Raw genomic sequence first — 26,176 nt, forward strand, 5'->3', positions numbered from 1 at the left:
TGTGGGGTACCGGCGTCTGGTGCTCAAAGTAGGGACAGCGCTGTGACCACGTCAAGACTGTGCTGTGAGCCGGGCCGCGAACCATCCGCGGATGACCCGCGACCCCCGAACGGGTGATCCCTCCCCCTTCGGGGTACACGACCCTCACGTGAAGGGAGGATACCCGGGAGTATCGGCCGGACGGGGGGCAGGGCGGGGTACGGATCCGGTCCCCCACGGGCCGTCGATCGCGAGCGATGTGTACCCCGGCGGTCGTCCCCCGGTCCAGCTCCCGGATCGGCCCTCGTCAGCCGCGGGCGGTCGCCTCAGAGAGGCCCGACGCCGGGCTCCGACCCATCCGGGTGCCTAGTTGTTGAAGCGGAACTCCACCACGTCGCCGTCCTGCATGACGTACTCCTTGCCCTCGATGCGGGCCTTGCCGGCCGAGCGCGCCTCCGCGATGGAGCCGGTCTCGACGAGGTCCTCGAACGAGATGACCTCGGCCTTGATGAAGCCCTTCTCGAAGTCGGTGTGGATCACGCCGGCCGCCTGCGGGGCCTTCCAGCCCTTGCCGATGGTCCAGGCGCGGGTCTCCTTCGGGCCTGCCGTGAGGTAGGTCTGCAGGCCGAGGGTCTCGAAGCCGATGCGGGCCAGCTGGTCGAGGCCCGACTCCTCCTGGCCGGTCGACGCGAGCAGCTCGGCCGCGTCGTCCGGGTCGAGGTCGATCAGCTCGGACTCGATCTTCGCGTCGAGGAAGACGGCCTCGGCCGGCGCCACCAAGGCGGCCAGCTCGGCCTTCTTCGTCTCGTCGGTGAGGATCGACTCGTCGACGTTGAAGACGTAGATGAAGGGCTTGGCGGTGAGCAGCCCGAGCTCGCGGATCGGCTCGAGGTCGATGCCCGACGCCGACAGGGCCTCGCCGCGCTGCAGGGCGTCGCGGGCGGCGACGGCGGTCTCGTGCGTGAGCGGCTCGACGCGCTTGAGGCGGAGCTCCTTCTCGTAGCGCACGATCGCCTTCTCGACGGTCTCGAGGTCGGCGAGGATCAGCTCGGTGTTGATCGTGCCCATGTCGCCCTCGGGGTCGACCCGGCCGTCGACGTGCACGACGTCCTCGTCGACGAAGCCGCGCACGACCTCGGCGATGGCGTCGGCCTCGCGGATGTTGGCGAGGAACTTGTTGCCGAGCCCCTCGCCCTCGCTCGCGCCCTTCACGATGCCGGCGATGTCGACGAACGAGACCGGCGCGGGCAGCGTCTTCTCGCTGCCGAAGATGCCGGCGAGCACCTGGAGGCGCGGGTCGGGCAGGTTGACGATGCCGACGTTCGGCTCGATGGTCGCGAACGGGTAGTTCGCCGCCAGCACCTGGTTCTTGGTCAGGGCGTTGAACAGGGTGGACTTGCCGACGTTGGGCAGTCCGACGATCGCGATAGTGAGAGCCACGGTCAGCCATCGTACCGGCGCGGGGCCCGACGCACCGCCCGGAGCCGGGGAGGCGCGGGCCGGGCCGGCGACGTCGGGGGTGCGTGAGAGCATGGCCCGGTGCCCATCGACTTCACCGCGATCGACTTCGAGACCGCCAACGCGAGCAGCGCGTCGGCCTGTTCCGTCGGCCTCGTCAAGGTGCGCGACGGCGTCGTCGTCGACAAGGTCGGCTGGCTGATCAAGCCGCCCGCCGGCCACGACGCCTTCCTCGAGTGGAACACCCGCATCCACGGGATCGTCGCCGACGACGTCATCGGCGCCTTCGAGTGGGAGGAGCAGTTCGACCTCATCGCCGACTTCGCCGGCATCGACGTCTTCGTCGCCCACAACGCCGGGTTCGACATGGGCGTCATCCGCGCCGCCTGCCACGCCACGGGCATCCACCCGCCCGACTGGGCCTACCTCTGCAGCCTCCAGGTGGCGCGCAAGACGTACGCCCTCGACTCCTACCGGCTCCCGATGGCGGCCGCCGCCGCGGGCTTCACGGGCTTCTCACACCACGACGCCCTCGCCGACGCCGAGGCCTGCGCGGCCATCGTGACCCACGCGGCCGCGGTGCACGGCGCCGACGACCTCCGGCAGCTCGCCGAGGCCTCGCGCGTGACCATGAAGCGCCTCACACCGCTGTCGGGGGCTGCTGCGACACTGCGGGCATGACCTCACCGATCGCCGTCGTGGCCCTCGTCGTCCTCTCCCTCGCCGTCGGCGTCGTGCTGGGCGTGCTGGCGACACGGGCCCGGTCGGTCGAGTCGACGGCCCGTCTCTCGGCCGACCTCGCCGGCGCCCGCGCCACCGTCGAGGGGCACCGCGAGCGCCTCGCCGACCTCGACGAACTGCACCGCCGCCAGTCCGCCGACCAGGAGGCGCGCCTCCGTGAGTTCCAGGACCGCCTGCGAGACGTCCGCATCGCCGAGGCCGAGCGCACCCGCTCCGAGGGCCAGGTCATGACCGCGCTCAGCCCGGTCGCGCAGAGCCTCGCGGCCGTCCAGGCCAAGGTCGCCGAGCTCGAAGAGCAGCGGGCGCACCAGTACGGCACCCTGAGCGAGCAGCTGCGCAGCGCCGTCGAGTCGGAGGAGCGACTCCGGAGCACGGCGGAGTCGCTGGCCAGCGCCCTGCGCTCCAACAGCACCCGAGGCGTCTGGGGCGAGACCCAGCTGCGCAACGTGGTGCAGGCGGCCGGCCTGATCGAGCGGGTCGACTTCGACCTGCAGTCGAGCATCAGCTCGGACGCCGGTCAGGGCCGCCCCGACATGGTGGTGCACCTGCCCGGCGGCAAGTCCATCGCCGTCGACGCCAAGGTGCCCTTCTCCGCCTACCTCGAGGCGAGCACCATCCCGGCCACCGCCTCCGGCGAGGAGGCGGCCCGCCGCGACCTGCTCGTCAAGCAGCACGTGAAGGCCCTCCGGGCGCACGTCGACGCCCTCTCGGCGAAGACCTACTGGGCGGGGCTCGACTCCTCCCCCGAACTCGTGATCGCCTTCATCCCCAGCGAGTCGCTCGTCTCGTCGGCCCTCGAGGCCGACCCCGCCCTGATGGACTACGCGTTCCAGAAGCGGGTCGCACTCGCGTCACCCGTCACGCTGTGGTCGGTGCTCAAGACGGTGGCCTTCAGCTGGCAGCAAGACGTCGTGACCACCGAGGCGAAGGCCCTCTTCGACCTCAGCCGGGAGCTGCACGGCCGCCTCGCCACGATGGCCGGCCACGTCGACAAGCTCGGCCGGTCGCTGCGCGGGTCGGTCGTCGACTACAACCGCTTCGTGGGGTCGCTCGAGCGCACCGTCCTGCCGTCGGCCCGGCGCCTCAGCGTGCTCGACGAGTCGACGGTGCTGGCGGCCCCCGCGGTCGTCGAGGAGGTGCCCCGCGACCTCACCGCTCCCGAGCTGACGGCGGCGCTCGACGAGGCCGAGCAGCGCACCGGGCAGCCGCAGGGCGAGCACGAGCACCAGCACGACAGCCTCTGATCCCCCGCGAGCGGCGGCGCGGGGCAGACGGAGGGGCCGGGGCGAACACGTCGCCCCGGCCCCTCCGTCTGTCACTCGGTGACTAGGCGTTCTCGCCGTACCACTTCGAGACCAGGTGGTCGGCCTCGACGCGACGGATCGTGCCGGAGTGCGAGCGGAGCACGATGCTCGAGGTGCGGATCATGCCCTGCTTGCGCTTGACGCCCGCGACGAGCGCGCCGTCGGTGACGCCCGTGGCGACGAAGTAGGCGTTGTCGCCCTTGACCAGGTCGTCCTGGTCGAGCACGCGCGTGAGGTCGTGGCCGGCGTCGATGGCCTTCTGGCGCTCCGCGTCGTCCTTCGGGGCGAGGCGGGTGAGGATGAGGCCGCCGAGCGCCTTCACGGCGCATGCCGTGATGATGCCCTCGGGGGTGCCGCCGATGCCGACGCACATGTCGATGCGCGAGTCGGGGCGGGCGGCGTTGATGCCGCCGGCCACGTCGCCGTCGAGCAGCAGGCGGGTGCCGGCGCCGGCCGCGTGGATCTGCTGGATGAGGTCCGCGTGGCGCGGGCGGTCGAGGACAGCCACCTGGACGTCCTCCACGGCGAGGCCCTTGGCCTCGGCCAGGGCACGGATGTTGTCGCCGATCGGGCGGTCGAGGTCGATCACGCCGATGCCCTCCGGGCCGGTGACGATCTTGTCCATGTAGAACACGGCGCTGGGGTCGAACATGCTGCCACGGTCGCTGACCGCGATCACCGAGAGGGCGTTCATGCGGCCGGCGGCGGTGAGGCTCGTGCCGTCGATCGGGTCGACCGCGATGTCGCAGGCGGGGCCGAAGCCGTTGCCGACGTGCTCGCCGTTGAAGAGCATCGGGGCTTCGTCTTTCTCGCCCTCGCCGATGACGACGACGCCGTCGAAGGCGACGGTGCCGAGGAACTTGCGCATCGCGTCGACCGCGGCGCCGTCGGCGGCGTTCTTGTCGCCCTTGCCGATGAAGGGGGCGGAGCGGATCGCCGCCGCCTCGGTGGCCCTCACCAGCTCCATGCCGAGGTTGCGGTCAGGGTGCGAGTAGAGGTTCCCGGAGGACGAATCAGCCATTCCTCGAGTGTACTCGCCACGCCTTCCCCTCACGGCTGTCATGCGATATGTTCTCACCCGGCATGAGGCATGCATGCCCGACCGGAAGGCCTCCCTTGACCCCTCTCTCCTCTCCCCTCACCCGCGGGGTGACGGCAGCCGCCGTCGCCGCTGCGCTGATCGCGGCGGCCACCGTCCCCGCGGTCCCCGCCCGCGCCTCCTCACCGCCTCCCCCCGAGCCCGGGGGGCCGTCCACGACGGCCCTGCCGAGCGAGCGCTCCGAGGTCTCCGCCGACGGGCTCCGGCTCAGCGTGGCGGTCTCGTCGGACGGCCTCGGGCGCTTCAGCGACGACGACCGGCCCGGCGGCGACAGCGGTCCGCGCAACGGCGTGGTCCGCACGGCCGACGCCGTCGTCTACGCCGTCACCGTCGGCACCTCGGAGGGGTCAGCCACGGGCGGGGTGCGCCTCACGGCCGCCGAGGGCACCAGCTGGGCCGGGGTCCCCGACGAGTGCTCGGCCGGCTCGGCCGTCGTCGGCGACGTGCTGAGCTGCGAGCTCGGCACGCTGACCGGCGGTGCCCGGACGGTCAGCGCCGTTGCGGCGGTCTCGACGGCGCTGCCGCACGCGGCCGTGCTCGAGGCCGGGGTCGAGGCCCACGCCGTCGGGCTGGAGCCGGTCGAGGTCACGGCGCCCGCCGTCACCGTCTCCGCCGCCCCGCGCTTCGACGTGTCGATGTCGCGCACCGTGCCGGCGTTCTCGCCGTCGCTCGGCGCCGACGGCACGACGCCCGGCTTCTCGATCGTCTACCCGCTGCAGGTGCACTGGGAGTCGCTCGTCGAGGGCGGCGGACTGCTGGGCTACGAGCAGCTCGCCGACGGCATCACGCTCGTCGACGACGTGTCGCGCATGTACGGCTCGTCGCCGAGCCCCGCCGTGCTCCACTCGGTCGACGGCGCCCCGGCCTGCGGTGTGAACACCGGCCAGATCGCCGCCGCGCCGGGCGGCGTCGGCGGCGGAGAACGGGCGGTCGTCGACTCCGGCACCGTGACCTGCGAGCAGGCCGCCCCGGGCGAACCCGTCTCGATCACCGTCAGGGGCACCGACACGAGCCTCGCCTCGGTGCCGACCCGCAGCGTGTCGGGCGGGCAGATCGCCGGCGGCGTCGTGCCCTACGTCGTCTCGGCCTACGTCAGCCTCTGGGTCCCGGCCCCGCCGCTCGGCCAGTCCTTCACGGCCCGCAACACCTACCGCGACGTCGCCGCGACCTCCATCAGCGGTCGGGCCAACTACGACGGTGAGCCCGAGCCCGACCACGACAACTCCGTCGACCGGAACGTCAGCCAGAACGCCGGTGTCGGGGGCGTGACCCGCTACTACGGCTGGGACGCCGAGCGCTCCGCGTCGTTCCCGTTGTCGGGCAAGAACGACCTCCCCTACGTCACCCCCGCCCAGTCGATCCTCAGCAGCACGAGCCTCAACAACCGCGGCGTGGGCCCGTGGGGCGACACGGTCGTCTGCTCCGTCTTCGACAACACCGTGCAGACGCTGCGCGAGAACGCCCCGGGGTCGTGGGCGGCCAGCAACAGCGTGGGCACGACCGGCCGGCCGGAGTTCGCGGCCTTCGCCGGCGGCGACCAGGAGGCGGCCCGCAGCGCGACCTGCGACGACGACGACCTGGAGTGGCACGCCGACCCGCTCGACGTCGAGGGCGGCGCGGCGGCCGTCGGCGCCGTCCGCTGGTCGTACGACCACCCGGCCACGACGACCATCGGCTTCAACGTGCACCTGACGGTCGCCCCGCGGCTCGAGAACGACACCCGCGTGCGGACCTTCTCCAGCATGCGCACCTCGACCGACGGCGAGTGGACCCACGACCGTGCCGACGCGGAGAGCGCGAACGGGCCGTGGTCGGACTTCCTCACGACGACCAGCAACACCGCCCGCATCACGAGCGCGGTCGTCGACCCCGGCCACGACGCCGGCGACACCCCCGACCAGAGCGCCTTCGTCACGGCGGGCGGCACGGTCCGCTACGCCCTGTACCCGTCGGTGACGAACGCCAGCGACGACCGGGTGGCCGAGGTGCTGACGGTGCGGGACGTCCTCCCCGCCGGCGCCGAGTTCGTCCCCGGGTCGAGCTCGCCGGAGCCGGTGGTCGACGAGGTCGAGATCGACGGCGAGGCCCGCCAGCGGCTGACCTGGCGCTTCGACCCGGTGGAGGTCAATGCGACGATCGCGCCCCTCGTGTTCGACGCTCGCTTCACGAGCACGCGCGCGGGGGTCGAGGCCCTGAACCGCGCGACGATCGAGTCGAGCCGTGACGTGTCGGCGCCGTCCTTCCGCACCTCCGACCGGGCCCTCCAGGTGCTCGCCGGCAGCGGCTTCGACACGGAGGAGACCGTCGACCACCCGGTGCACGTCGTCGGCGACGAGGTGGTCTTCACGCTCTCGTACCGCAACGTCGGCTCCGAGGCGCTGCCCTCGAGCTCGTTGATCAGCACGCTGCCCCACCCCGGCGACGGCACCACCACCGCAGCGACGCAGCCTCGGCTCGTCGCCCCGGTGGCGGCGGACGGCGACACCGAGACCGTGAGCTACACCGGCGCCCCCTCGGCCGACGTCCACACCGACCCCGCCCACGGGTCGAACCAGCCGGGAGGCGCCACCACCTGGTGCCTCGAGGCGGAGCTCGGCCGGGCCGGCTGCCCCACGGGGCTCGACGACGTCACGGCCGTGCGCGTGCACCGTGACGGCCCCGTCGAACGCGGCGGCTCGGTGGAGCACGAGCTCGTCCTGACCGGAGCCGACGACTCCGCCGACTCCGACGTCTGGGCGTCGACCTTCGCCCTCCGGGTCGCCGGCATCGACTGGGCCACGACCTCGAACCGGGCCAGCACCCGGGTCGCCGCGGGCACGCTCGGCCACCGCGTCTGGACGGACGTCGACGCGGACGGCGTCCGCGGCGACGACGAGCCGGGTCGGCCCGGCCACCCGGTGCTGGTCACCGGCACGGACGACCGCGGCGACCTCGTCTCGCGGGCCGTCGAGACCGACGCGCTCGGTCGCTGGTCGACGACCGGCCTGCGCCCCGGCGACTACCGCGTCGACGTGGGCGCGGTGCCCGGCGGATGGACGACCCTCCGGGCCGGCGACGACCCCGAGCGCGACTCCGACGTCGACGCCGACGGGCGGGCCGTGGTGACGGTGAGCCGCGTGCTCGACGCCAGCGGTGCGCTCACGGGCGTCTCGCGACACGACCACGTCGACGCGGGGGCGCTGGCCGACCCGGTCGAGCCGCCCGTCGTGGAGCCCCCGGTCGTCGAGCCCCCGGTCGTCGAGCCCCCCGTGGTCGACCCGCCCGTGGTCGACCCGCCCGTGGTCGACCCGCCGACCGACGAGGGCGGCGCCTCGACCTCCCCCGGGGCCGACCCGGAGGAGCACCTGACGGCCGGGGCGCAGGAGCCCCGACCCGCCGTCCTGGCGTTCACCGGAGCACCCCTCGTGCTCGGCCTGACGGCGCTGGCCGCCCTGCTCGCCCTCGCCGCCGGGGGCGTCGTCCTCCTCGCCCGTCGACGCTGCGCGGAGCGGGACGACAGCACGCCGAGCTCAGTCTGAGGCGACCCGGCGGAGGGTCGGCACCCCCGGGTGTCGACCCTCCGCCGGCGCCTCCCGGGCCTGGGCCGACGCCGGGCCCGCTGACTAGGCTGGGCCGAGCAGAGCCGCACCCGCACCACCGAAGGAGAAGCCATGCCCGTCGCCACCCCCGAGCAGTACGCCGAGATGCTCGACCGAGCGAAGAAGAAGGGGTTCGCTTACCCCGCCGTCAACGTGTCGTCGTCGCAGACGATCAACGCGGTGCTCCAGGGCCTCACCGAGGCGGGCAGCGACGGCATCATCCAGGTGACGACCGGCGGTGCCGACTACTTCGCCGGCCACACCGTCAAGAACCGCGCCGCCGGGGCGATCGCCTTCGCGAAGTTCGCGACCGAGGTCGCCAAGAACTACCCGATCACGGTCGCGCTGCACACCGACCACTGCCCGAAGGACGCCCTGGACGGCTTCGTCCTCCCGCTGATCGCCGCCTCCGAGGAGGAGGTCAAGGCCGGCCGCAACCCGCTCTTCCAGTCGCACATGTGGGACGGCTCGGCCGTCCCCCTCGACGAGAACATCTCCATCGCGGAGGAGATGCTGAAGCGCACGGCCGCCATCAACGCCATCCTCGAGGTCGAGATCGGCGTCGTCGGCGGCGAGGAGGACGGCGTGCAGCACGAGGGCACGAACGACGCCCTCTACACGACCGTGGGCGACGTGACCCGCGTCGTCGAGGCGCTCGGCCTGGGCGAGAAGGGCCGCTACATCGCCGCCCTCACCTTCGGCAACGTCCACGGCGTCTACAAGCCCGGCAACGTCAAGCTCCGCCCCGAGCTGCTCGGCGAGATCCAGCAGGGCATCCAGGAGCGCTTCGGCACCGCCGAGAAGCCCCTCGAGCTCGTCTTCCACGGCGGCTCGGGCTCGTCCGACGCCGAGATCTCCGAGGCCGTCTCGAACGGCGTCGTCAAGATGAACCTCGACACCGACACGCAGTACGCCTTCAGCCGGTCGATCGCCGACACCGTGCTCAAGAACTACGACGGGTTCATCAAGGCCGACGGCGAGGTCGGCAACAAGAAGCAGTACGACCCCCGCGCCTGGGGCAAGGTCGCCGAGTCCGCCATGGCGGCGCGGGTCGTCGAGGCCACGCGGCAGCTGGGTTCGTTCGGCCAGTCGGGGAGCTGACCCGCGACTCCCCCGTGACGTCACGACGCCCCGTCGGCTCAGGCCGGCGGGGCGTCGTCACGTCCGTGCCGCGGGTCGACCGGGGCGGCGGGATCAGGGCCGGCTGCCCGCGTCCATGACCGACTGCACGAAGGCGGCGTCGCCGAGCACCACCGAGAAGACGGCCACGAGCTGCACGGCGGTCACGAGCACGCCCGCGGCGAGCGGCACGAAGAACGAGAGACGGCCGGCGCGCAGTCGGCGCAGCGACCACCAGAGCATCACGACGAAGACGACCAGCGAGGTCACCGCGATCACGGCGCCCGCCGTCTGCAGGCCCGCCTGCGACGTGAACGTGTCGACGTCGTAGCCGCTGCGCCGGAGCAGGTCGAGCAGGGTCGCCGAGAAGTTCGGCACCAGCACGACGTTGCCCACCACGTTGTAGACGGCGAGGCCGATCAGCGCGAGCGTCGCGATGCGGTCCACCCGGCGCCCCGTGCTCAGTCCAGCAGGAGTCGCCGGGCCCGCCGTCGGGGCGGCCTGCGTCGCCGGGGCTGCGCCCGGCCTGGCGTCCACGGCCCGCGACTCAGCGGCCTTCGCCGCCAGCTCTGCCTCCCGCGCTGCGGCCGCGTCGGCCACGGGGCTGACCCAGCCCTCGGGCGCGTACTCGCCGTACCGCGGGCGGGGACGGGCGTCGCGGGGAGCCGACGACTCGTCGGTCATCGGGTCCGTCCGCCGAGGGCCCGGCTGTCGACGGCGCCGGTGGAGTCGGTGCGGAGCTCCTTGGGCAGCGAGAACATGAGGTCTTCGTGGGCCGTGACGACCTCGGAGACGTCGAGGTAGCCCGCGTCGGCCAGGTCGTCGAGGACCTCCTTCACGAGCACCTCGGGCACCGACGCGCCGGAGGTGACGCCGACGGTCTCGACGCCGTCGAGCCACTCCTGCTTGATCTCGCTCGAGTAGTCGACGCGGTACGCGGCCTTGGCCCCGTGCTCGAGGGCGACCTCGACGAGGCGCACGCTGTTCGAGCTGTTGGCCGAGCCCACGACGATGACGAGGTCGGCCTCGACCGAGACCTTCTTGATGGCGACCTGACGGTTCTGCGTGGCGTAGCAGATGTCGTCGCTCGGGGGGTTCTGGATGGAGGGGAAGCGCTCGCGAAGGCGACGCACGGTCTCCATGGTCTCGTCGACGCTGAGGGTCGTCTGCGACAGCCAGACGAGGTTCTCGGGGTCGTCGACGACGAGGTCGTCGACCTCGTCGGGGTTCTGCACGAGGGTGGTCCGGTCGGCGGCGTGGCCCATCGTGCCCTCGACCTCCTCGTGGCCGGCGTGGCCGATGAGGATGATGTGGCGGCCCTGCGACCCGAAGCGGACCGCCTCGCGGTGCACCTTCGTGACGAGGGGGCAGGTAGCGTCGATGGCCTGCAGGCCGCGGTCGGCCGCGCCCTGCACCACCGCCGGCGAGACGCCGTGCGCGCTGAAGACGACGTGCGACCCCTCGGGGACTTCTTCGACCTCGTCGACGAAGATCGCGCCCTGGCTCTCGAGCGTCGAGACGACGTGGACGTTGTGGACGATCTGCTTGCGGACGTAGACCGGCGAGCCGTAGTGCTCGAGGGCCTTCTCGACGGCGATCACGGCGCGGTCGACACCGGCGCAGTAGCCGCGGGGAGCGGCGAGCAGCACGCGCTTGCGTCCGGCGACGGGGGTGTCCCGTAGCCTGTTGCGCACGGCGGGCACGCGGGGGGTCGGGAGGTCGACGGCGAGCGCGCCGTTCGTGATGTGGGCCACCAGGAGAGTGTAAGGCGCTCGACTGCCGACCCACTGGGAGCGGGGCACGCCCCGCGCCGCCGACCGAGCACCGACCACCACCCACGACCACCGGGAGCAGCATGACCATCGTCACCCCGCCGCCGACCGCCGAGGCCCCCTGGCCCGTGGGGCTGCTCGCCGCCAAGGTGCGCGACTGGATCGACCGCCTCGGCACGGCGTGGGTCGAGGGCGAGATCACGCAGTGGAACGTCTCGGGGGGCAACGTCTACGGCAAGCTCAAGGACCTCGAGCAGGACGCCACGATCTCGTTCTCGATCTGGTCGAGCGTGAAGTCTCGGGTGCCGGCCGACCTCAAGCAGGGCGACCGCGTCATCGCCGCGGTGAAGCCGAACTACTGGGTCAAGGGCGGCTCGCTCACCATGCAGGTGTTCGACATGCGCCACGTCGGGCTCGGCGACCTGCTCGAACGGCTCGAGCGGCTGCGCCGCCAGCTCACGGCCGAGGGGCTCTTCGGCGCCGACCGCAAGCGCCCGCTGCCCTTCCTGCCGCAGTGCATCGGCCTGGTGACCGGTCGCGACAGCGACGCCGAGAAGGACGTCCTGCGCAACGCGCAGCTGCGCTGGCCGTCGGTCGCCTTCCGGGTCGTGCACGCCGCGGTGCAGGGCGACCGGATGGTGGGCGAGGTGACCGCGGCCGTGCAGCAGCTCGACGCCGACCCCGAGGTCGACGTGATCATCGTCGCGCGGGGCGGCGGCGACTTCCAGAACCTGCTCGGCTTCAGCGACGAGGGCCTGGTGCGCGCCGTGGCGGCGTGCACGACGCCGGTGGTCAGCGCCATCGGGCACGAGGCCGACCGGCCGCTGCTCGACGACGTCGCCGACCTCCGTGCCTCGACGCCGACCGACGCCGCGAAGCGCGTCGTGCCCGACGTGTCGGAGGAGCTCCAGCGCGTGCAGCAGGCCCGCACCCGCATCGGCCAGCGGCTCACCTCCCTGGTCTCGACCGAGATCGACCGGCTCGAGCAGCTCCGCAGCCGCCCGGTGCTCGCGTCGCCCCAGACCCTCGTCGACGTCCGCGCCGACGAGGTCGTGCGGGCCGTGGCCCGCGGCGAGGAGCTGCTCGCCCGGGCCGTCGAGCGCGCCCACACGCGCGTGTCCGAGCTGACCGCGCAGCTGCGGGCCCTCTCGCCCCAGGGCACCCTGAGGCGCGGCTACTCGATCGTGCAGCTGCCGGGCGGCGGCGTGCTGCGCGAGCCCCACGACGCACCGGCCGGGGTCGAGCTCGTCGTCACCCTCGAGGGAGGCGCGGTGGGGGCCGTCAGCACCGGCGCCTCCTCCCCAGGCCCGTCGCCCTCCCCCGCCGGCGCGGGCCAGGGCCCCGCCGTCAGCTCTGCTCGGTAGCATGGTGCCCGTGACCACGACCCCCTCCGACTCCCCCGCGGCCAGCGCCGACTCCGCTCCCGACGTCTCGTCGCTGAGCTACGAGCAGGCCCGCGACGAGCTCGTCCGCGTCGTCGCAGAGCTGGAGCAGGGCGGGTCGACGCTCGAGCGGTCGCTGGCCCTGTGGGAGAGGGGCGAGGCCCTGGCCCGCCGCTGCGAGGAGTGGCTGATGGGCGCCCGCGAGCGCCTCGAGGCCGCTCGCCGCCAGGTGACCGCCGAATGAGCGGCGAGGGCAGGGGCCGACGCCCGAAGGAGCCCCGCGTCGTCGCCGAGCTCGGCCGCCCCGAGACGCCCGACGAGACGGCCCGGCGCAAGGCGGAGAACACCCGCAAGCACTACGCCAACCAGACGGCGAAGAACCTCACGCTCTCGATCCTCGCGTCGCTCGGCATCGTGCTGTTCCTCGTGCTCGTGGTCGTCCGCCCCGGCGGCACCGTCAACCGCCAGGTGATCGACTACCGCAGCGTCGCCGAGCAGTCGGAGGCCAGCGTCGACGTGCCGCTCGCCTCCCCCGCCCTGCCCGACGGCTGGTCGTCGAACCGTGCCGAGATCGACACGGGCACGGCCGACGGCGTCTCGACCTGGTACGTCGGCCTGATCACCCCGGCCGACCAGTTCATCGCCCTCGAGCAGGGCATCGACGCCAACGACACCTGGGTCAGCGCCGCCGTGCAGACGGCCGTGCCGAACGGCACCACGACGATCGGCGGGCTCGACTGGCTGGTCTACGACCAGCGCGACGCCGACGACCCCGGCAACTACGCCTACAGCCTGACGACCACCGTCGACCGCAGCTCGTACGTGCTGCACGGCACGGCCGACGACACCGAGTTCGAGACCCTGGCGACCGCCCTCGCCGAGCAGATCGCCGACGAGACGAGCACCCGATCGTGACCTCCCCCGAGACCGCCGCCACGCCCTCCGCCCCCGAGCACCTGACCCCCGGCCAGGCCTGGCAGCGCATGGCCGACGGCAACGACCGCTTCGTCGCGAACAGCCCCGAGCACCCCCACCAAGACAGCGACCGGCGGTCGCTGCTGGCCGGCGGCCAGGAGCCCGTCGCCGCCCTCTTCGGCTGCGCCGACTCGCGCCTCGCGGCCGAGATCATCTTCGACGTCGGCCTCGGCGACCTCTTCGTCGTGCGGAACGCCGGCCAGGTCGTCGGCGACACCGTCATCGCCTCCCTCGAGTACGCGGTCTCGGTGCTCAACGTGCCGCTCATCGTCGTGCTGGGGCACGACAGCTGCGGCGCGGTCGCGACGGCCATCGAGTCGATGACCTCCACCGCGCCTCCCGGGTCGCGGTTCCTCGGCGACCTCGTCGACATGATCGTGCCCTCGGTGCGCCGCGCCACGATCGACCTCGAGCCCGGGGCCGTGCTCGACCCCCGCTCGGTCGGCAAGCTGCACATCGAGGCCTCCGTCGAGACGCTGGTCGGCCGCTCGGCCCTGGTCGCGACGGCGATCGCCGAGGGGCGGCTGGCCGTCGTCGGGGCGAACTACGACCTCGCGAACGGCCGCGTCGACCGCTCGGTCGTCATCGGCCGCCTCTGAGACCACCCCCGGCGAGCCGGGGTCGAGAGCGCCCCACGAGGGCCACAGGAAGGGACCACGACGTCGTGACCACATCCGAGTACCGCATCGAGCACGACACGATGGGAGAGGTGCGGGTGCCCGCATCGGCGCTGTACCGCGCCCAGACCCAGCGTGCCGTCGAGAACTTCCCGATCTCGGGGGCCGGCCTCGAGCCGGCGCAGATCGTGGCGCTGGCGCGCATCAAGCGCGCGGCCGCGATCGTGAACGGCGAGATGGGCATCGTCGCCCCGGCCGTCGCCGACGCGATCGTCGCGGCCGCCGACGCCGTGATCGGCGGCGAGCACCACGACCAGTTCCCGGTCGACGTCTACCAGACGGGCAGCGGCACCTCGTCGAACATGAACATGAACGAGGTCCTGGCGACGCTGGCCGGCAGCGTCGACGGCACCCCGGTGCACCCGAACGACCACGTCAACGCCTCGCAGTCGTCGAACGACGTCTTCCCGACGTCGGTGCACGTCGCCGTCACGGGCGCTCTGCTCGAGCAGCTCGTGCCCTCGCTCGAGCACCTCGCCGAGTCGCTCGAGCGCAAGGCCGTCAAGTGGGCAGACGTCGTCAAGGCGGGCCGCACCCACCTGATGGACGCGACGCCGGTCACCCTCGGCCAGGAGTTCGGCGGCTACGCCCGCCAGATCCGGCTCGGGGTCGAGCGCGTGCGTGCCACCCTGCCCCGCGTCGCCGAGGTGCCGCTCGGCGGCACCGCGACCGGCACGGGCATCAACACGCCCGTCGGCTTCCCCCAGCGGGTCATCGCCGCCCTCGCGGCCGACAGCGGGCTGCCCGTCACCGAGGCCCTCGACCACTTCGAGGCCCAGGGTGCGCGCGACGCGCTCGTCGAGGCCTCGGGCGCCCTCCGCGTCGTCGCGGTGAGCCTGACCAAGATCAACAACGACATCCGCTGGATGGGCTCGGGGCCGAACGCCGGGCTCGGCGAGCTGCACGTCCCCGACCTGCAGCCGGGCTCGTCGATCATGCCGGGCAAGGTCAACCCGGTCATCCCCGAGGCCGTGCTCATGGTCTCGGCGCGCGTGATAGGCAACGACGCGACGATCGCCTGGGCCGGCGCCTCGGGGGCCTTCGAGCTCAACGTCGCCATCCCTGTGATGGGGACGGCGCTCCTCGAGTCGATCCGCCTGCTCTCGAACGGCGTGCGCGCCCTCGCCGACAAGACCGTCGACGGGCTCGAGGCCAACGTCGAGCACGCCCGCTCCCTGGCGGAGTCGTCGCCCGCGATCGTCACGCCCCTCAACCGCGTGATCGGCTACGAGGCCGCTGCCAAGGTCGCGAAGCACGCCGTGGCGCAGAAGCTCACCGTGCGCGAGGCCGTCGTCGACCTCGGCTTCGTCGAGCGCGGCGAGGTGACGGAGGAGCAGCTCGACTCCGCCCTCGACGTGCTGAGCATGACGCACCCGGGCTAGCTCGCCCCGCGGCCGCGACGGGCCCGGCCCGGGCGCCGTCGGCACCCCGGGCGGCGCTCCGAGGTGATCGGGGCCGTCACACGGTGGAGGCGCCGGTCGCCTCCACCGTGACGGTCGCCCACCACGCGGCGAGCAGCACGGGCCCGAGCGGGACGCCCCGCGCGAGGCTCGTGCCGCCCGTCGCACTGGCGGGCCGGGCCTCGCCCGGACCCCGGTCCCTGCGCGCGCGCCGGGCCGCGACGGCGACCGCGCAGGCTGCCGCGACGCTTCCCGTCGCGAGCACCGCTCCCCCCGCCAGCTCGGCCGTGGTGCCCGTGAGGGCCGTCGACGTCGCCAGGGCGGCGCCGAGCTTGACGTCGCCCATCCCGAGGCCGCCCCACCACGAGACCGCTCCCCCGGCGACGAGCACGGCGACGCCCACCGCCAGCCCCTGCAGCACCGACGGCCAGGAGCCCGCGCCCGTCGCGGCGTGGAGCGCCAGGCCCCCGAGCGTGGCCGCGGCGAGCGGGGCCACGAGCCGGTCGGGCAGCCGACGGGAGACCAGGTCGGTGACCACGAGCCCGGGCGTGACCAGCAGCGCGACGGCGACGACGACCGCGAGAGCCGGGGGCGGCGAGGACGTCAGCACCACGGCCGCCAGGAGCGCGGCAGGCGCGGCGGCGGCCACGACCAAGCTCCAGCGCCGGCGCACCGCACGAGGCCCGGCCACCGGTGGAGGGGCGAGAGCGGCGGGAGGGGGGTCCGGAGGCGTCGTCATGCGCCGAGGGTGCCGTGCGGCGGAGTCCGTCGGGCGCGCCGGGGTCGCCGATCGGGGACCGCGGCCCCCGTGACCGGGCTGGGGAGGACCAGGCGGCCCGCGCCTCCCCCGTGCCCTCCGGCCCCGGCGGCGGCGGCGACGCGGCGGGTCGTCGTCGGCCCCGGCGGGCGGGCGCCCACCCGCCGGGGAGGACACCGCCCCGCCGCACCCCGCAGGAGGCGGTGCGGCGGCCCGGCTCAGCTCAGCTCAGCTCGTTCGACTCCAGCAGCTCGGTGACGAGCGCCGCGATGGCGCTCCGCTCCGACCGCGTCAGCGTGACGTGCCCGAACAGCGGGTGCCCCTTGAGCGTCTCGATCACCGAGGCGACGCCGTCGTGGCGGCCGACCCGCAGGTTGTCGCGCTGCGCGACGTCGTGGGTCAGCACGACCCGCGAGTTCTGCCCGATGCGGCTCAGCACGGTGAGCAGCACGTTGCGCTCGAGAGACTGGGCCTCGTCGACGATCACGAACGCGTCGTGCAGCGAACGCCCGCGGATGTGCGTGAGGGGCAGCACCTCGAGCAGGCCGCGCTCGACGATCTCGTCGAGGACGTTCTGCGAGACCAGCGCGCCGAGGGTGTCGAACACCGCCTGGCCCCAGGGGTTCATCTTCTCGCCGGCGTCGCCGGGCAGGAAGCCGAGGTCCTGCCCGCCGACCGCGTACAGCGGCCGGAACACCATGATCTTCTTGTGCTGCTGCTTCTCGAGCACCGCCTCCAGCCCGGCGCAGAGCGCGAGCGCCGACTTGCCGGTGCCCGCGCTGCCGCCGAGCGAGACGATGCCCACCTCGGGGTCGAGCAGCAGGTCGATCGCGAGCCGCTGCTCCGCCGAGCGTCCGTGCAGGCCGAACACGTCCCGGTCGCCGCGCACGAGCCGCGCCTCGCCCCGGGCCGTCACGCGGCCGAGGGCCGAGCCGCGGTCGGAGTGCACGACGACGCCGGTGTTGACCGGCACGTCGCCGAGCGCGCGCGAGCTGAGCCGCTCCGTCTCCCAGAAGGTCGCCATCTGCTCGCTCGAGACGTCGAGCGCCATCTGGCCGGTGTACCCGCTGTCGACGACCTGCTCGGCGCGGTACTCCTCCGCGGCGAGGCCGATCGACGCCGCCTTGACGCGCAGGGGCAGGTCCTTCGAGACGACGGTGACGGCGAGGCCGTCGGCGGCGAGGTTGCTGGCCACGGCGAGGATGCGCGAGTCGTTGTCGCCGAGCTGGAGCCCGGAGGGCAGCACCGACATGTTCGAGTGGTTCAGCTCGACCCGGAACGACCCGCCGTCGCCGACCGCGACGGGGAAGTCGAGGCGGTCGTGCTGCACGCGCAGGTCGTCGAGCAGCCGCAGCGCCTGCCGCGCGAAGTAGCCGAGCTCGGGGTCGTGCCGCTTGCCCTCGAGCTCGCTGACCACCACGACGGGCAGGACGACGTCGTGCTCGGCGAAGCGGAAGACCGCCTGCGGGTCGGAGAGGAGGACGGAGGTGTCGAGCACGTACGTGCGCTGGGCGACCGACGTGCCGCGCGCCTCCCCGGCGCGGCTCTCGGCAGCTCTTCCGCGCCCGCGGTCGGTGCTCTGATCGGTCCGGGTCTCGGTGCGGGGCTCGTTCAGCGAGGTCACGACGACTCCATCTCCGGGTGCCTGGGCACCCGTTCCCTTGCGGCGGAGACGGCCGGAGTGCGACGCGAGGACGAACTTTCGTGGCCGCCTCGACCGGGCGACTTGCCCGGTGATGCGAACCTACGTCGAGCCCGGCGGCCGTGTCGACGGCGACGCGCCGCGTCGTGTGACGATCAGGTGAACGACCCTCACGCTGTGGTCGAGACCTGGACGACGGCTGCGAGGGCGGGCCCCGAGGAGTCGCGGTGCCGGTCGCCCGCGCCGGTCGCCGCTAGTAGGTGACGGCGCTCCCGAACGACGTCAGCGCCGCCCGCAGCATGTCGAACGACTCGTCGTCGTTCGACACGTGGGTGCTGAGCCGCACCGTCGTGTCCCGCACCGTCGCGGTGACGCCGTGGTTGATGAACGCGGCGGTGAGGGTCGTCAGCTGCGCCGGCTCGGGCTGGAGCACGACGATGCCGGCCCGCTCGGCCTCGTCGCGCGACGACATGACGGGCACCGCGGCCTCGTCGGCGAGGTCGATCAGCCGGGAGGCGCGCTCGGCGACCGCCGCCGCGATGGCCGGCACCCCGACCGCCGTGACGGCCTCGGCGGCTGTGGCGAGCCGGGCCTGCGCGATGGGGTCGGGGTTCGCGACCTGGAACGCGGCCGCGCCGGCCCGGACGGGCACCGGCTGGTCGTACCGGCCGCCGAGCGCGAGCTCGGAGCCCGCCACGCCCGTGAAGACCGGGGTGAGCTCCGTCGCGGCGCGCTCGCTGAGCGCGAGGAACCCCGTGCCCCAGCCGGCGCGGAGCCACTTCTGGCCGCCGGCCATGACGACGTCGGCGAGCGACCACGGCAGGTCGGCGACGCCGAGGCCCTGGATGGCGTCGACGATCAGCAGGCGGTCGCCGATGACCTGGCGGATGCCCTCGAGATCGGCGAGGTACCCCGTGCGGTAGTCGACGGCGCTCACGGCGACGGCCGTGGTCGACGACGTGAGGTGCTCCTGCACGAGGGCGGGCGTCACGGCGCCGTAGGTCGGGTCCATCCAGACCGGGTCGAGCACCCGCAGGGCCGAGGAGGCGCGGGTCACCGCGAGCGGCAGGCTCGGGTACTCGCGGGCCGAGAGGACGATCTGCCCGGTGAGGCCGAACATCGTGTGCAGCAGGCCCTCGCTGGTGTTGGGCTGGAAGACGACCTGGTCGGCGGGGAACCCGACGAGCGCCGAGACCGCCCGGCGCACGCGGCCGGCCTGCTCGTCGAGGGCGATCTCGGAGCCGTGCCGCGAGCGGGCCTGCAGGTCGACGAGGCCGCGCTGCTCCTCCGCGACCGGGGTCGAGATGGGGCCGTACTTGGCGAAGTCGAAGTAGCCGGGCTCGTCGGCGAAGCCGGCGGCGAACTCGTCGATGGTGGTCACGGTCGGCTCCTCGGGTGGGGGTCAGCCTCCTACGGTAGTGCGCGACGCGCTGGCGCGTCGCCCTCGGGCCCCCGTGCTGTCCGGGAGGAGGCGCGGGTCAGCGCCGGGAGGACAGCCCGGTCGTCAGCTCCCGTACCGCCGGTGCCGGAGCGCGAAGTCGCGCACCGCCCGGAGGAAGTCGACCTCGCGGAGGTCGGGGTAGAAGGCCTCGACGAAGTAGAACTCGCTGTGGGCGCTCTGCCAGAGCATGAAGTCGCTGAGCCGCTGCTCGCCCGAGGTGCGGATGACGAGGTCGGGGTCGGGCTGCCCGCCCGTGTAGAGGTGCTGCGCGATGAGCTCGGGCGTGAGCACCTCGGCGAGCGCGTCGAGGGTGCCGCCCGCGGCGTCGTGCTCGCGGACGATGCTGCGCATGGCGTCGGCGATCTCGCGACGCCCGCCGTACCCGACGGCGAGGTTGACGTGCAGCCCGCCGCGGTCGGCGGTGCTCGTCTGGGCCCGCGAGAGCGACTCGCGGAGCGACGGCGGCAGGTCGTCGGTCGACCCCACGTGCTGCACCCGCCAGTCGCGCTGCCGCGACAGCTCGTCGGCGACGTCGCCGATGATGCCGAACAGCTCGGTGAGCTCGTCGGAGGCGCGGTTGCCGAGGTTGTCCGCCGACAGGAGGTAGAGGGTCACCACCCGGATGCCCAGGTCGTCGCACCAGGTGAGGAACTCGCTGATCTTGGCGGCGCCCGCCCGGTGGCCGTGAGCGGCCGTCTCGAGCATGCGGAGCTTGGCCCACCGCCGGTTGCCGTCGACGATCATGGCGACGTGGTGCGGCAGCTCCGCGCCCTCGAGCTCGCGGCGGAGCCGACGCTGGTAGAGGCCGTAGAGCACGCCGCCGGCCAGGGGGGTGCGCCGACGGTTCTTCACGTGCCTACGTTAACGCACGCTCGGCGGGAGATTCCCAGCGCCTCGTCCCCCGCCTCCCCGGCCCCTCGCCTACGCTCGGGGGCATGAGCACGACCCCCGCGCGCGACGGCGTGGCCGAGGACGGCGGCGCCGACCTCCCGAACCTGCCCCTCCTCGACGACGCCCTCGACTACGCGTCCATCGAACGCAAGCCGACCTGGCGCGGCTGGATCCACGCCGCGACCTTCCCGGTGGCGATCGCCACGGGCGTGGTGCTCGTCGTGCTCGCCGACGGCACCGCCGCGACGTGGGCCTCGGCCGTCTTCATGACGACCTCGCTGCTGCTCTTCGGCATCTCGGCGACGTACCACCGGTTCCCGTGGAGCCCCGGCGCCAAGATGTTCCTCAAGCGGCTCGACCACTCGAACATCTTCCTGCTCATCGCCGGCACCTACACGCCCATCGCGGCCATCGCGCTGCCGCCCGGCAAGTCGCAGCTGCTGCTCGTGCTCGTGTGGACGGCGGCGGCCTTCGGCATCGCCTTCCGGGTCTTCTTCATCCACGCGCCGCGCTGGCTGTACGTGCCGCTCTACGTGCTGATGGGCTTCGGCGCGCTGGGGTTCCTGCCCGACCTCGTCGCGGCCAGCGTGCCGATGACGGTGCTCGTGCTGGTCGGCGGGCTGCTCTACATCGTCGGCGCGACGTTCTACGGCCTGAAGCGCCCGAACCCGGCACCGGGCCACTTCGGCTTCCACGAGTTGTTCCACGCCTGCACGGTGGCGGCGTACCTCTGCCACTGGAGCGGGATCCTCGTGCTGGCGCTGAACGCGCCGTCGTTCGGCTAGGTCCTGGGCCCGCCCTCGCGGTACGGCTCGTCGTCGCCCTGGCCGGGCCGCGCCTCCTCGTCCAGGCCCGCCGCGGCCTGGCTCGCCTCGGCCCGCTCGGCCTCGATGCGCTCGCGGACCTCGCCGCGGTAGCGCGTGCGGCGCACCCGACGCGTCATGTCGACGATGATCAGCACGGTGGCGATCGCCACGAACGCGATCGCGACGAAGCCCCAGACGCCGGGCGTGACGGCCTCGTCGGGCACGGTCGAGGCCGGCAGCGTCGGCGACGGGGTGGAGGGCTGCGCGAGGAGGCGCACGGTCGCCCCGAGGGCGAGGTCGCCGAGGGCGGTCACGAGCGCTCCGTCCCGACGAGGCCGGTGTCGGGGTCGACGACGCCGGCGAAGAGGTCGGTCTCGGGGAGGGTCGACTCGACGGTCGACTCGACCAGCTGGAAGTCCTCCGTCGGCCAGGCCCGCACCTGGAGGTCGTTGGGCCAGAAGAAGAACGCGCTGTCGAGCGGCACCTGGCTCGCGTGGGCACGGAGGGCGGCGTCGCGCACGGGGAAGAAGTCGGAGACCGGCACCTTCGTGGTCGCCAGGTCGGGGCGGTCGCTGAAGCGCTCGAGCATCTCGCCGAGGCGCTCGATGAGCGTCGACTCCGGATCGCTCTCGCGGAGGTGGCTGATCATCGCCTCGATGCGGCCCGTGCTGAACATCCGGTCGTAGTAGACCTTCTCGATCGACCACGGCTCGCCCGTCGCCGGGTAGCGCGCGGGATCGGCGGCGGCGCGGAAGGCCTCCATCGAGATCTCGTGGGTGCGGATGTGGTCGGGGTGCGGGTAGCCGCCGTTCTCGTCGTAGGTGATGAGCACCTGCGGGCGGAAGCGACGGATGACGGCGACGAGGGGCTCGGCGCTCGTCTCGAGCGGGATCGTCGCGAACGAGTTCACGGCGACCGGCTCGCCCTCGGCCGGCAGCCCGGAGTCGGCGTAGCCGAGCCAGACGTGGTCGACGCCCATCGCCTCCTGGGCGGCGCGCATCTCGTGGACGCGCAGGCCGGCGATGTCGCGCTCGGCGTGGTGCCGGGCCTCCAGCTGCTCGTTGAGGATGGAGCCCTGCTCACCACCGGTGCAGCTGACGACGAGGACCTCGACGCCGAGGCTGCGGTAGTGGGCGTACGTCGCCGAGCCCTTGCTGGACTCGTCGTCGGGATGGGCGTGGACGGCCAAGAGGCGCAGGGTCACGGGTTCCTCGCAATTCGTGCAGGGCAGACGTTGCTACCCTGTGACCAGGATAATCGGACGGAGTCCCGAGTGGCGTCCACGCCCCCCGCAGCATCTCCGGCGCCCTCGACGCCGGCCCCCGACACGGCTCGTTCGTCGCACCTCGACGACCGCTACGGCCGGTCTCCGGGCACGCGCCGCCGGCGCACGGTGGTCGCCGTCTCGGTCGCGGTCGCCTTCGTCGTGGTCTTCGCCGCCTGGGTCGTCTTCGCCGCCTTCGACGGCGACGGGTCGAAGCTCGAGAGCACCGACGTCGGCTACACGGTGCTCGACGACCGCTCGGTCGACGTGCAGTACACCGTCAGCGTGCAGCCGGGCACCGAGGTGAGCTGCGCCGTCCAGGCGCAGAACCAGAAGTTCGCGATCGTCGGCTGGAAGGTCGTCCACCTGCCCGCCGCGGCGAACCACTCGACCACGTACACCACCTCGCTGGCCACCAGCGAGCGGGCGGTGACGGGGTTGATCTACGAGTGCTGGCTTCCGTAGACTGCATCGGATCACCGGAGACCGGCCACTCGGCCGGTCTCCTTCTTTCGAGGGGCGTGCCTCGTCCGCCCCGCGGCTCCCCGCACGCGCGACGTGAGCACCCGTGACCGGACCACCCGCGCGGGCGACCGCGCGGCCGGGCCGCCACACGAACGGAGACACCATGAACGACGCCAACGACGCCACGACCTGGCTGACGCCCGACGCCCGCGACCGCCTCCAGGCCGAGCTCGCCACCCTGAGCGGCGAGGGCCGCAAGGAGATCACCGCCCGCATCGAGGCGGCGCGTGAAGAGGGCGACCTGAAGGAGAACGGCGGCTACCACGCCGCGAAGGACGAGCAGGGCAAGATGGAGGCGCGCATCCGGGTGCTCACCAACCTGCTGAAGAACGCCACGGTCGGCGAGTCCACCGCCGCCGCCGGCATCGTCGGCCCCGGCACCGTCGTCACCGCGACGATCGCCGGCGACCCCAGCACCTTCCTGCTCGGCAACCGCGAGATCATCGCCGCCGACAGCGACCTCTCGGTCTACAGCGAGACCAGCCCGCTGGGCCAGGCCATCAACGGCCTGAAGGTGGGCGACTCGACGAGCTACACGGCCCCCAACGGCAAGGAGATCGCGGTCTCCGTCACCGCGGTCGAGACCTACACGCCGTAGCCCTCGGCGCTGACGACGACGGCCCCCGCTCCTCGGAGCGGGGGCCGTCGTCGTCCTAGAAGTCGACGCGGGGCTCGTAGCCGGCGTCGCGGAGGCGCTGCAGCACGTGCTGGACGTGCTCGGGGCCGCGTGTCTCGACGCTGAGCTCGAGCTCCACCTCGCTGATCTGCAGCCCGCGGCCGTGCCGGGTGTGCAGCACCTCGACGACGTTCGCATTCGCGTCCGAGAGGATCTCCGACACCCGGGTCAGCTGCCCGGGCCGGTCGGGCAGGCCGACCCGCAGCTTGAGGTACCGCTCGGCGGCCGCGAGGCCTCGCCCGATCACGCGCTCCATCATCAGGGGGTCGATGTTGCCCCCGCTGAGGACGATGACGGTCGTGCCGAGGTCGCGCACCTGCTCGGTGAGCACCGCGGCCACGCCGACGGCGCCCGCCGCCTCGACGACGAGCTTCGCGCGCTCGAGCATGACGAGCATCGCGCGGGCGGTGTCGTCGTCGCTGACCGTGACGACCTCGTCGACGGTCTCGCGGACGATCTCGAAGTTCAGCACGCCCGGCTTCGCGACCGCGATGCCGTCGGCGATCGTCGGCAGGGCCTCGATGTCGGTGCGGACGCCGCGCTTCATCGACACCGCGTAGGGGGCCGCGTTGACCGCCTGCACGCCGATGATGCGGACGTCGCGGCCCGTGCGGGCGGCGTTCTGCTTGAGGGCGCTCGCGACGCCCGAGATGAGCCCGCCGCCGCCGATCGGCACGATGACCGTGTCGACGTCGGGCACCTGGTCGAGGATCTCGAGGCCGACGGTGCCCTGCCCGGCGACGACGTCGGGGTGGTCGAAGGGCGGGATGAAGACGGCGCCGGTGGTGGCCGCGAACTCCTTGGCGGCCATCAGCGACTGCTCGACGGCGTGGCCGCTGAGCACCACGTCGGCGCCGTAGTCGCGGGTGGCCTGCAGCTTGGGCAGGGCGACCCCGACCGGCATGAAGATGGTCGCGGCGATGCCGAGCTCCCGCGCCGCGAAGGCCACGCCCTGGGCGTGGTTGCCGGCCGAGGCGGCCACGACCCCCCGCGCCTTCTCGTCATCGGAGAGCTGCGTGAGGCGGTTGTAGGCGCCCCGGATCTTGTACGAGCCCGTGCGCTGCAGGTTCTCGCACTTGAGGTACACCGGCGAGCCCAGCACGTCGGCCAGGAACCGCGAGCTCTCCATCGGCGTGACGCGGGCGACCGTCGAGACGCGGACCCGCGCCTCCTCGATCTCGGCCAGGGTGGGCCCGGCGATGGTGAGGTCAGGCATCAGCGGCCTTTCGGGACGGAACGGAGCGAGCGGAGGCGGCGGCCGGGTCGGCCGCGGAGGGGGAGGTGGCCGCGGGGGACGTGGCCGAGGGGCCGACCACGGGGCCGCCCCTGGTGTTCGGGGCGGAGGCGCCGGCCGACGGGCCCGGGGGCACGCGACCCGGCGGAGCGGGCACCGATCGGGGCCCGTCGCGCCAGCTGCCGCCCGCGACGTACGACACCATGACGTTCAGCACCGCGACGACGGGCACCGCGAAGAGCGCGCCGGGGATGCCCGCGAGGAGGGCACCCGCCGCGACCGCGAAGACCACGGCCAGCGGGTGCACCTTGACGGCGCCGCCCATGACGAACGGCTGCAGCACGTGGCCCTCGATCTGCTGCACGAGGATCACGACCGCGAGCATCGCCAGCGCCACCACCCAGCCGTTGTAGACCAGCGCGATGACGACGGCGACGGTGCCTGTCGCGACCGCGCCGACCACGGGGACGAACGAGCCGAGGAACACCGCGATGGCGATCGGCGCGACGAGCGGCAGGCCCAGGAAGAACGCGCCCAGGCCGATGCCCACGGCGTCGACCGCGGCGACGAGGATCTGCACCTTGACGAAGTTGGTCAGCGTCGTCCAGCCGGCCCGGCCGGCGCCGTCGACGGCCGTGCGGGCGCGTCGCGGGAAGAGACGGACGAACCAGCGCCAGATGTCGCCGCCGCCGGCCAGCACGAAGATCGTCGAGAAGAGCACGAGCACGAGCCCGGCGCCGACGTGGCCGGCCGTCGTGCCGACGGAGAGGGCGCCGCGCAGGAGCGGCTGGCTGTCCTGCTGCAGGGCGGTCACGGCGTCGGTCACGTAGCCGTTCAGCTGCGCCTCGGTGAGGTGCAGGGGCGAGTCGAGCAGCACGCCCTTCAGCTCGACGTACGAGGCCACCGACCGGTCGCGCAGCTGGGGCCAGCCGTCGATGATCTGCAGCACGACGAGGTAGAGCAGCCCGGCCACGACGACGACGAAGCCGACGAGGCTGACGACGACGGCGAGCCACTTAGGCCAGCCGTGCCGCTGCAGCCACGACGAGAGGGGCACGAGCAGCGCCGCGATGAGCAGGGCCACCATGAACGGCACGACGATGATGCGCAGCTGGATGACCAGCCAGACGAAGACGGCGATGACGCCGACGATCGCGAGGACGCGCCACGACCACGCGCCGGCGACGACGACGCCGCGGGGCAGCGCACCGTCGAGGTCGCCCTCCGTGCGGCGCTCGGGAGCGACCTCCGGGCCCGTGACGGGGGCCGACGGGAGCGCCGCGGCGCCGGGCACGGGCTCGGCGGGCACGGGCGTCGCGACGTGGCTGCCCGGGGGGCGTCGGAGGAGCCGTCGGAGGCGGTTCATGCGCTCAGTGTAGGTGTCGCGGCCGACCGTGACGCCCGCGCCACATGCCCCTTCCGGCATGCTGACCCCGTCTCGGGCCCGGCTGCGTCG

At 73.2% G+C, this 26,176-nt stretch carries 24 protein-coding genes; 12 read left to right on the plus strand and 12 right to left on the minus strand.

The annotated features are described in order from the left end of the window. Window positions 1–345: 345 nt before the first annotated feature. Window positions 346–1,419 (minus strand): redox-regulated ATPase YchF, encoded by a 1,074-nt coding sequence (gene ychF, locus F1C15_RS05190; protein WP_167259846.1) that lies wholly within the window; start codon window positions 1,417–1,419, stop codon window positions 346–348. Window positions 1,420–1,518: 99 nt separating this feature from the next. Here ychF and F1C15_RS05195 point away from each other — a divergent pair, with 99 nt between their 5' ends. Together F1C15_RS05195 and rmuC are read left to right on the plus strand one after the other, a co-directional pair. Next, window positions 1,519–2,118 (plus strand): exonuclease domain-containing protein, encoded by a 600-nt coding sequence (locus F1C15_RS05195; RefSeq protein ID WP_167259848.1) that lies wholly within the window; start codon window positions 1,519–1,521, stop codon window positions 2,116–2,118. Continuing rightward, complete coding sequence (gene rmuC / locus F1C15_RS05200; protein WP_185233384.1) at window positions 2,115–3,422, plus strand: DNA recombination protein RmuC; 1,308 nt, start codon at window positions 2,115–2,117, stop codon at window positions 3,420–3,422. Before F1C15_RS05195 ends, rmuC begins: the two co-directional genes overlap by 4 nt. An 82-nt stretch (window positions 3,423–3,504) precedes the next feature. Here the strand turns inward: rmuC and glpX are convergent, their stop codons facing one another. Continuing rightward, on the minus strand, window positions 3,505–4,503 hold the full coding sequence (gene glpX, locus F1C15_RS05205) for a class II fructose-bisphosphatase (RefSeq protein ID WP_056056650.1): 999 nt from the start codon (window positions 4,501–4,503) through the stop codon (window positions 3,505–3,507). Window positions 4,504–4,598: 95 nt separating this feature from the next. On the opposite strand from glpX, the gene F1C15_RS05210 reads away from it, so the two are divergent. Together F1C15_RS05210 and fbaA are read left to right on the plus strand one after the other, a co-directional pair. Then, window positions 4,599–8,099, plus strand: coding sequence for an SdrD B-like domain-containing protein (locus tag F1C15_RS05210; RefSeq protein ID WP_185233387.1), 3,501 nt, complete (start codon window positions 4,599–4,601; stop codon window positions 8,097–8,099). 132 nt (window positions 8,100–8,231) lie between these two features. After that, entirely contained in the window at window positions 8,232–9,260 is a 1,029-nt protein-coding gene (gene fbaA, locus F1C15_RS05215; RefSeq protein ID WP_056056655.1) for a class II fructose-bisphosphate aldolase, read from the plus strand. 93 nt (window positions 9,261–9,353) lie between these two features. Here fbaA and F1C15_RS05220 read toward each other — a convergent pair whose 3' ends face one another. Then, a complete protein-coding gene (locus F1C15_RS05220) occupies window positions 9,354–9,962 on the minus strand; it encodes a DUF6264 family protein (protein ID WP_185233388.1) in 609 nt (202 codons plus the stop codon). Next, window positions 9,959–11,032 carry a 4-hydroxy-3-methylbut-2-enyl diphosphate reductase gene (locus F1C15_RS05225; RefSeq protein WP_167259856.1) on the minus strand — a complete coding sequence of 358 codons (1,074 nt, stop codon included), beginning with the start codon at window positions 11,030–11,032 and terminating at the stop codon, window positions 9,959–9,961. The genes F1C15_RS05220 and F1C15_RS05225 overlap by 4 nt, the downstream gene beginning before the upstream one ends. A gap of 101 nt (window positions 11,033–11,133) precedes the next feature. On the opposite strand from F1C15_RS05225, the gene xseA reads away from it, so the two are divergent. From xseA to F1C15_RS05250, 5 genes are all read left to right on the plus strand, one after another. After that, complete coding sequence (gene xseA / locus F1C15_RS05230) at window positions 11,134–12,414, plus strand: exodeoxyribonuclease VII large subunit (protein WP_185233390.1); 1,281 nt, start codon at window positions 11,134–11,136, stop codon at window positions 12,412–12,414. Between the two features lies 1 nt (window position 12,415). After that, window positions 12,416–12,676: an exodeoxyribonuclease VII small subunit gene (locus tag F1C15_RS05235; protein WP_056056660.1), complete on the plus strand. Its 261-nt coding sequence runs from the start codon at window positions 12,416–12,418 to the stop codon at window positions 12,674–12,676. Then, entirely contained in the window at window positions 12,673–13,347 is a 675-nt protein-coding gene (locus F1C15_RS05240; RefSeq protein ID WP_056056663.1) for a DUF4245 domain-containing protein, read from the plus strand. Before F1C15_RS05235 ends, F1C15_RS05240 begins: the two co-directional genes overlap by 4 nt. A 68-nt stretch (window positions 13,348–13,415) precedes the next feature. After that, window positions 13,416–14,006 carry a carbonic anhydrase gene (locus F1C15_RS05245; RefSeq protein WP_056058904.1) on the plus strand — a complete coding sequence of 197 codons (591 nt, stop codon included), beginning with the start codon at window positions 13,416–13,418 and terminating at the stop codon, window positions 14,004–14,006. 101 nt (window positions 14,007–14,107) lie between these two features. Further along, window positions 14,108–15,466 carry a class II fumarate hydratase gene (locus F1C15_RS05250; RefSeq protein ID WP_255465576.1) on the plus strand — a complete coding sequence of 453 codons (1,359 nt, stop codon included), beginning with the start codon at window positions 14,108–14,110 and terminating at the stop codon, window positions 15,464–15,466. A gap of 76 nt (window positions 15,467–15,542) precedes the next feature. Here F1C15_RS05250 and F1C15_RS05255 read toward each other — a convergent pair whose 3' ends face one another. From F1C15_RS05255 to F1C15_RS05270, 4 genes are all read right to left on the minus strand, one after another. Then, entirely contained in the window at window positions 15,543–16,133 is a 591-nt protein-coding gene (locus F1C15_RS05255) for a prepilin peptidase (RefSeq protein ID WP_219731569.1), read from the minus strand. A gap of 331 nt (window positions 16,134–16,464) precedes the next feature. Further along, window positions 16,465–17,865, minus strand: coding sequence for a PhoH family protein (locus F1C15_RS05260; RefSeq protein ID WP_235491254.1), 1,401 nt, complete (start codon window positions 17,863–17,865; stop codon window positions 16,465–16,467). A gap of 271 nt (window positions 17,866–18,136) precedes the next feature. Next, window positions 18,137–19,264 (minus strand): aminotransferase class V-fold PLP-dependent enzyme, encoded by a 1,128-nt coding sequence (locus tag F1C15_RS05265; RefSeq protein WP_185233394.1) that lies wholly within the window; start codon window positions 19,262–19,264, stop codon window positions 18,137–18,139. A 123-nt stretch (window positions 19,265–19,387) separates the two neighbouring features. Further along, entirely contained in the window at window positions 19,388–20,176 is a 789-nt protein-coding gene (locus F1C15_RS05270; protein WP_235491255.1) for an isoprenyl transferase, read from the minus strand. 83 nt (window positions 20,177–20,259) lie between these two features. Here F1C15_RS05270 and F1C15_RS05275 point away from each other — a divergent pair, with 83 nt between their 5' ends. Continuing rightward, entirely contained in the window at window positions 20,260–21,000 is a 741-nt protein-coding gene (locus tag F1C15_RS05275) for a hemolysin III family protein (protein ID WP_185233395.1), read from the plus strand. Here the strand turns inward: F1C15_RS05275 and F1C15_RS05280 are convergent. Both F1C15_RS05280 and mca read right to left on the minus strand, forming a co-directional pair. Further along, a complete protein-coding gene (locus tag F1C15_RS05280; RefSeq protein ID WP_185233396.1) occupies window positions 20,997–21,335 on the minus strand; it encodes a hypothetical protein in 339 nt (112 codons plus the stop codon). The two genes, F1C15_RS05275 and F1C15_RS05280, sit on opposite strands and share 4 nt — an antisense overlap. After that, the gene (gene mca, locus F1C15_RS05285) at window positions 21,332–22,225 is read right to left on the minus strand and encodes a mycothiol conjugate amidase Mca (protein WP_185233397.1); all 894 of its coding nucleotides are present in this window, start codon (window positions 22,223–22,225) and stop codon (window positions 21,332–21,334) included. The genes F1C15_RS05280 and mca overlap by 4 nt, the downstream gene beginning before the upstream one ends. Before the next feature lie 69 nt (window positions 22,226–22,294). On the opposite strand from mca, the gene F1C15_RS05290 reads away from it, so the two are divergent. Beyond that, a complete protein-coding gene (locus tag F1C15_RS05290) occupies window positions 22,295–22,750 on the plus strand; it encodes a DUF4307 domain-containing protein (protein ID WP_185233399.1) in 456 nt (151 codons plus the stop codon). A 163-nt stretch (window positions 22,751–22,913) separates the two neighbouring features. Beyond that, window positions 22,914–23,408 carry a transcription elongation factor GreA gene (gene greA / locus F1C15_RS05295; protein WP_056056674.1) on the plus strand — a complete coding sequence of 165 codons (495 nt, stop codon included), beginning with the start codon at window positions 22,914–22,916 and terminating at the stop codon, window positions 23,406–23,408. A gap of 55 nt (window positions 23,409–23,463) precedes the next feature. Here the strand turns inward: greA and ilvA are convergent, their stop codons facing one another. Together ilvA and F1C15_RS05305 are read right to left on the minus strand one after the other, a co-directional pair. Further along, a complete protein-coding gene (ilvA, locus tag F1C15_RS05300; RefSeq protein ID WP_056056676.1) occupies window positions 23,464–24,702 on the minus strand; it encodes a threonine ammonia-lyase in 1,239 nt (412 codons plus the stop codon). Further along, window positions 24,695–26,086: an AI-2E family transporter gene (locus tag F1C15_RS05305; protein ID WP_185233401.1), complete on the minus strand. Its 1,392-nt coding sequence runs from the start codon at window positions 26,084–26,086 to the stop codon at window positions 24,695–24,697. The genes ilvA and F1C15_RS05305 overlap by 8 nt, the downstream gene beginning before the upstream one ends. Window positions 26,087–26,176 lie beyond the last annotated feature (90 nt).

It is taken from the genome of Frigoribacterium sp. NBH87, from assembly GCF_014217665.1.
In the GTDB taxonomy this organism is placed as follows: Bacteria; Actinomycetota; Actinomycetes; order Actinomycetales; family Microbacteriaceae; genus Frigoribacterium; species Frigoribacterium endophyticum.

Excerpts from the sequence above, each read along its gene's own strand:
- rmuC (WP_185233384.1), top strand. The coding sequence starts at position 2,115 with ATGACCTCACCGATCGCCGTCGTGGCCCTCGTCGTCCTCTCCCTCGCC.
- glpX (WP_056056650.1), bottom strand. The coding sequence starts at position 4,503 with ATGGCTGATTCGTCCTCCGGGAACCTCTACTCGCACCCTGACCGCAAC.
- fbaA (WP_056056655.1), top strand. The coding sequence starts at position 8,232 with ATGCCCGTCGCCACCCCCGAGCAGTACGCCGAGATGCTCGACCGAGCG.
- F1C15_RS05220 (WP_185233388.1), bottom strand. The coding sequence starts at position 9,962 with ATGACCGACGAGTCGTCGGCTCCCCGCGACGCCCGTCCCCGCCCGCGG.
- xseA (WP_185233390.1), top strand. The coding sequence starts at position 11,134 with ATGACCATCGTCACCCCGCCGCCGACCGCCGAGGCCCCCTGGCCCGTG.
- F1C15_RS05235 (WP_056056660.1), top strand. The coding sequence starts at position 12,416 with ATGGTGCCCGTGACCACGACCCCCTCCGACTCCCCCGCGGCCAGCGCC.
- F1C15_RS05240 (WP_056056663.1), top strand. The coding sequence starts at position 12,673 with ATGAGCGGCGAGGGCAGGGGCCGACGCCCGAAGGAGCCCCGCGTCGTC.
- F1C15_RS05245 (WP_056058904.1), top strand. The coding sequence starts at position 13,416 with ATGGCCGACGGCAACGACCGCTTCGTCGCGAACAGCCCCGAGCACCCC.
- F1C15_RS05250 (WP_255465576.1), top strand. The coding sequence starts at position 14,108 with ATGGGAGAGGTGCGGGTGCCCGCATCGGCGCTGTACCGCGCCCAGACC.
- F1C15_RS05275 (WP_185233395.1), top strand. The coding sequence starts at position 20,260 with ATGAGCACGACCCCCGCGCGCGACGGCGTGGCCGAGGACGGCGGCGCC.
- greA (WP_056056674.1), top strand. The coding sequence starts at position 22,914 with ATGAACGACGCCAACGACGCCACGACCTGGCTGACGCCCGACGCCCGC.
- ilvA (WP_056056676.1), bottom strand. The coding sequence starts at position 24,702 with ATGCCTGACCTCACCATCGCCGGGCCCACCCTGGCCGAGATCGAGGAG.
- F1C15_RS05305 (WP_185233401.1), bottom strand. The coding sequence starts at position 26,086 with ATGAACCGCCTCCGACGGCTCCTCCGACGCCCCCCGGGCAGCCACGTC.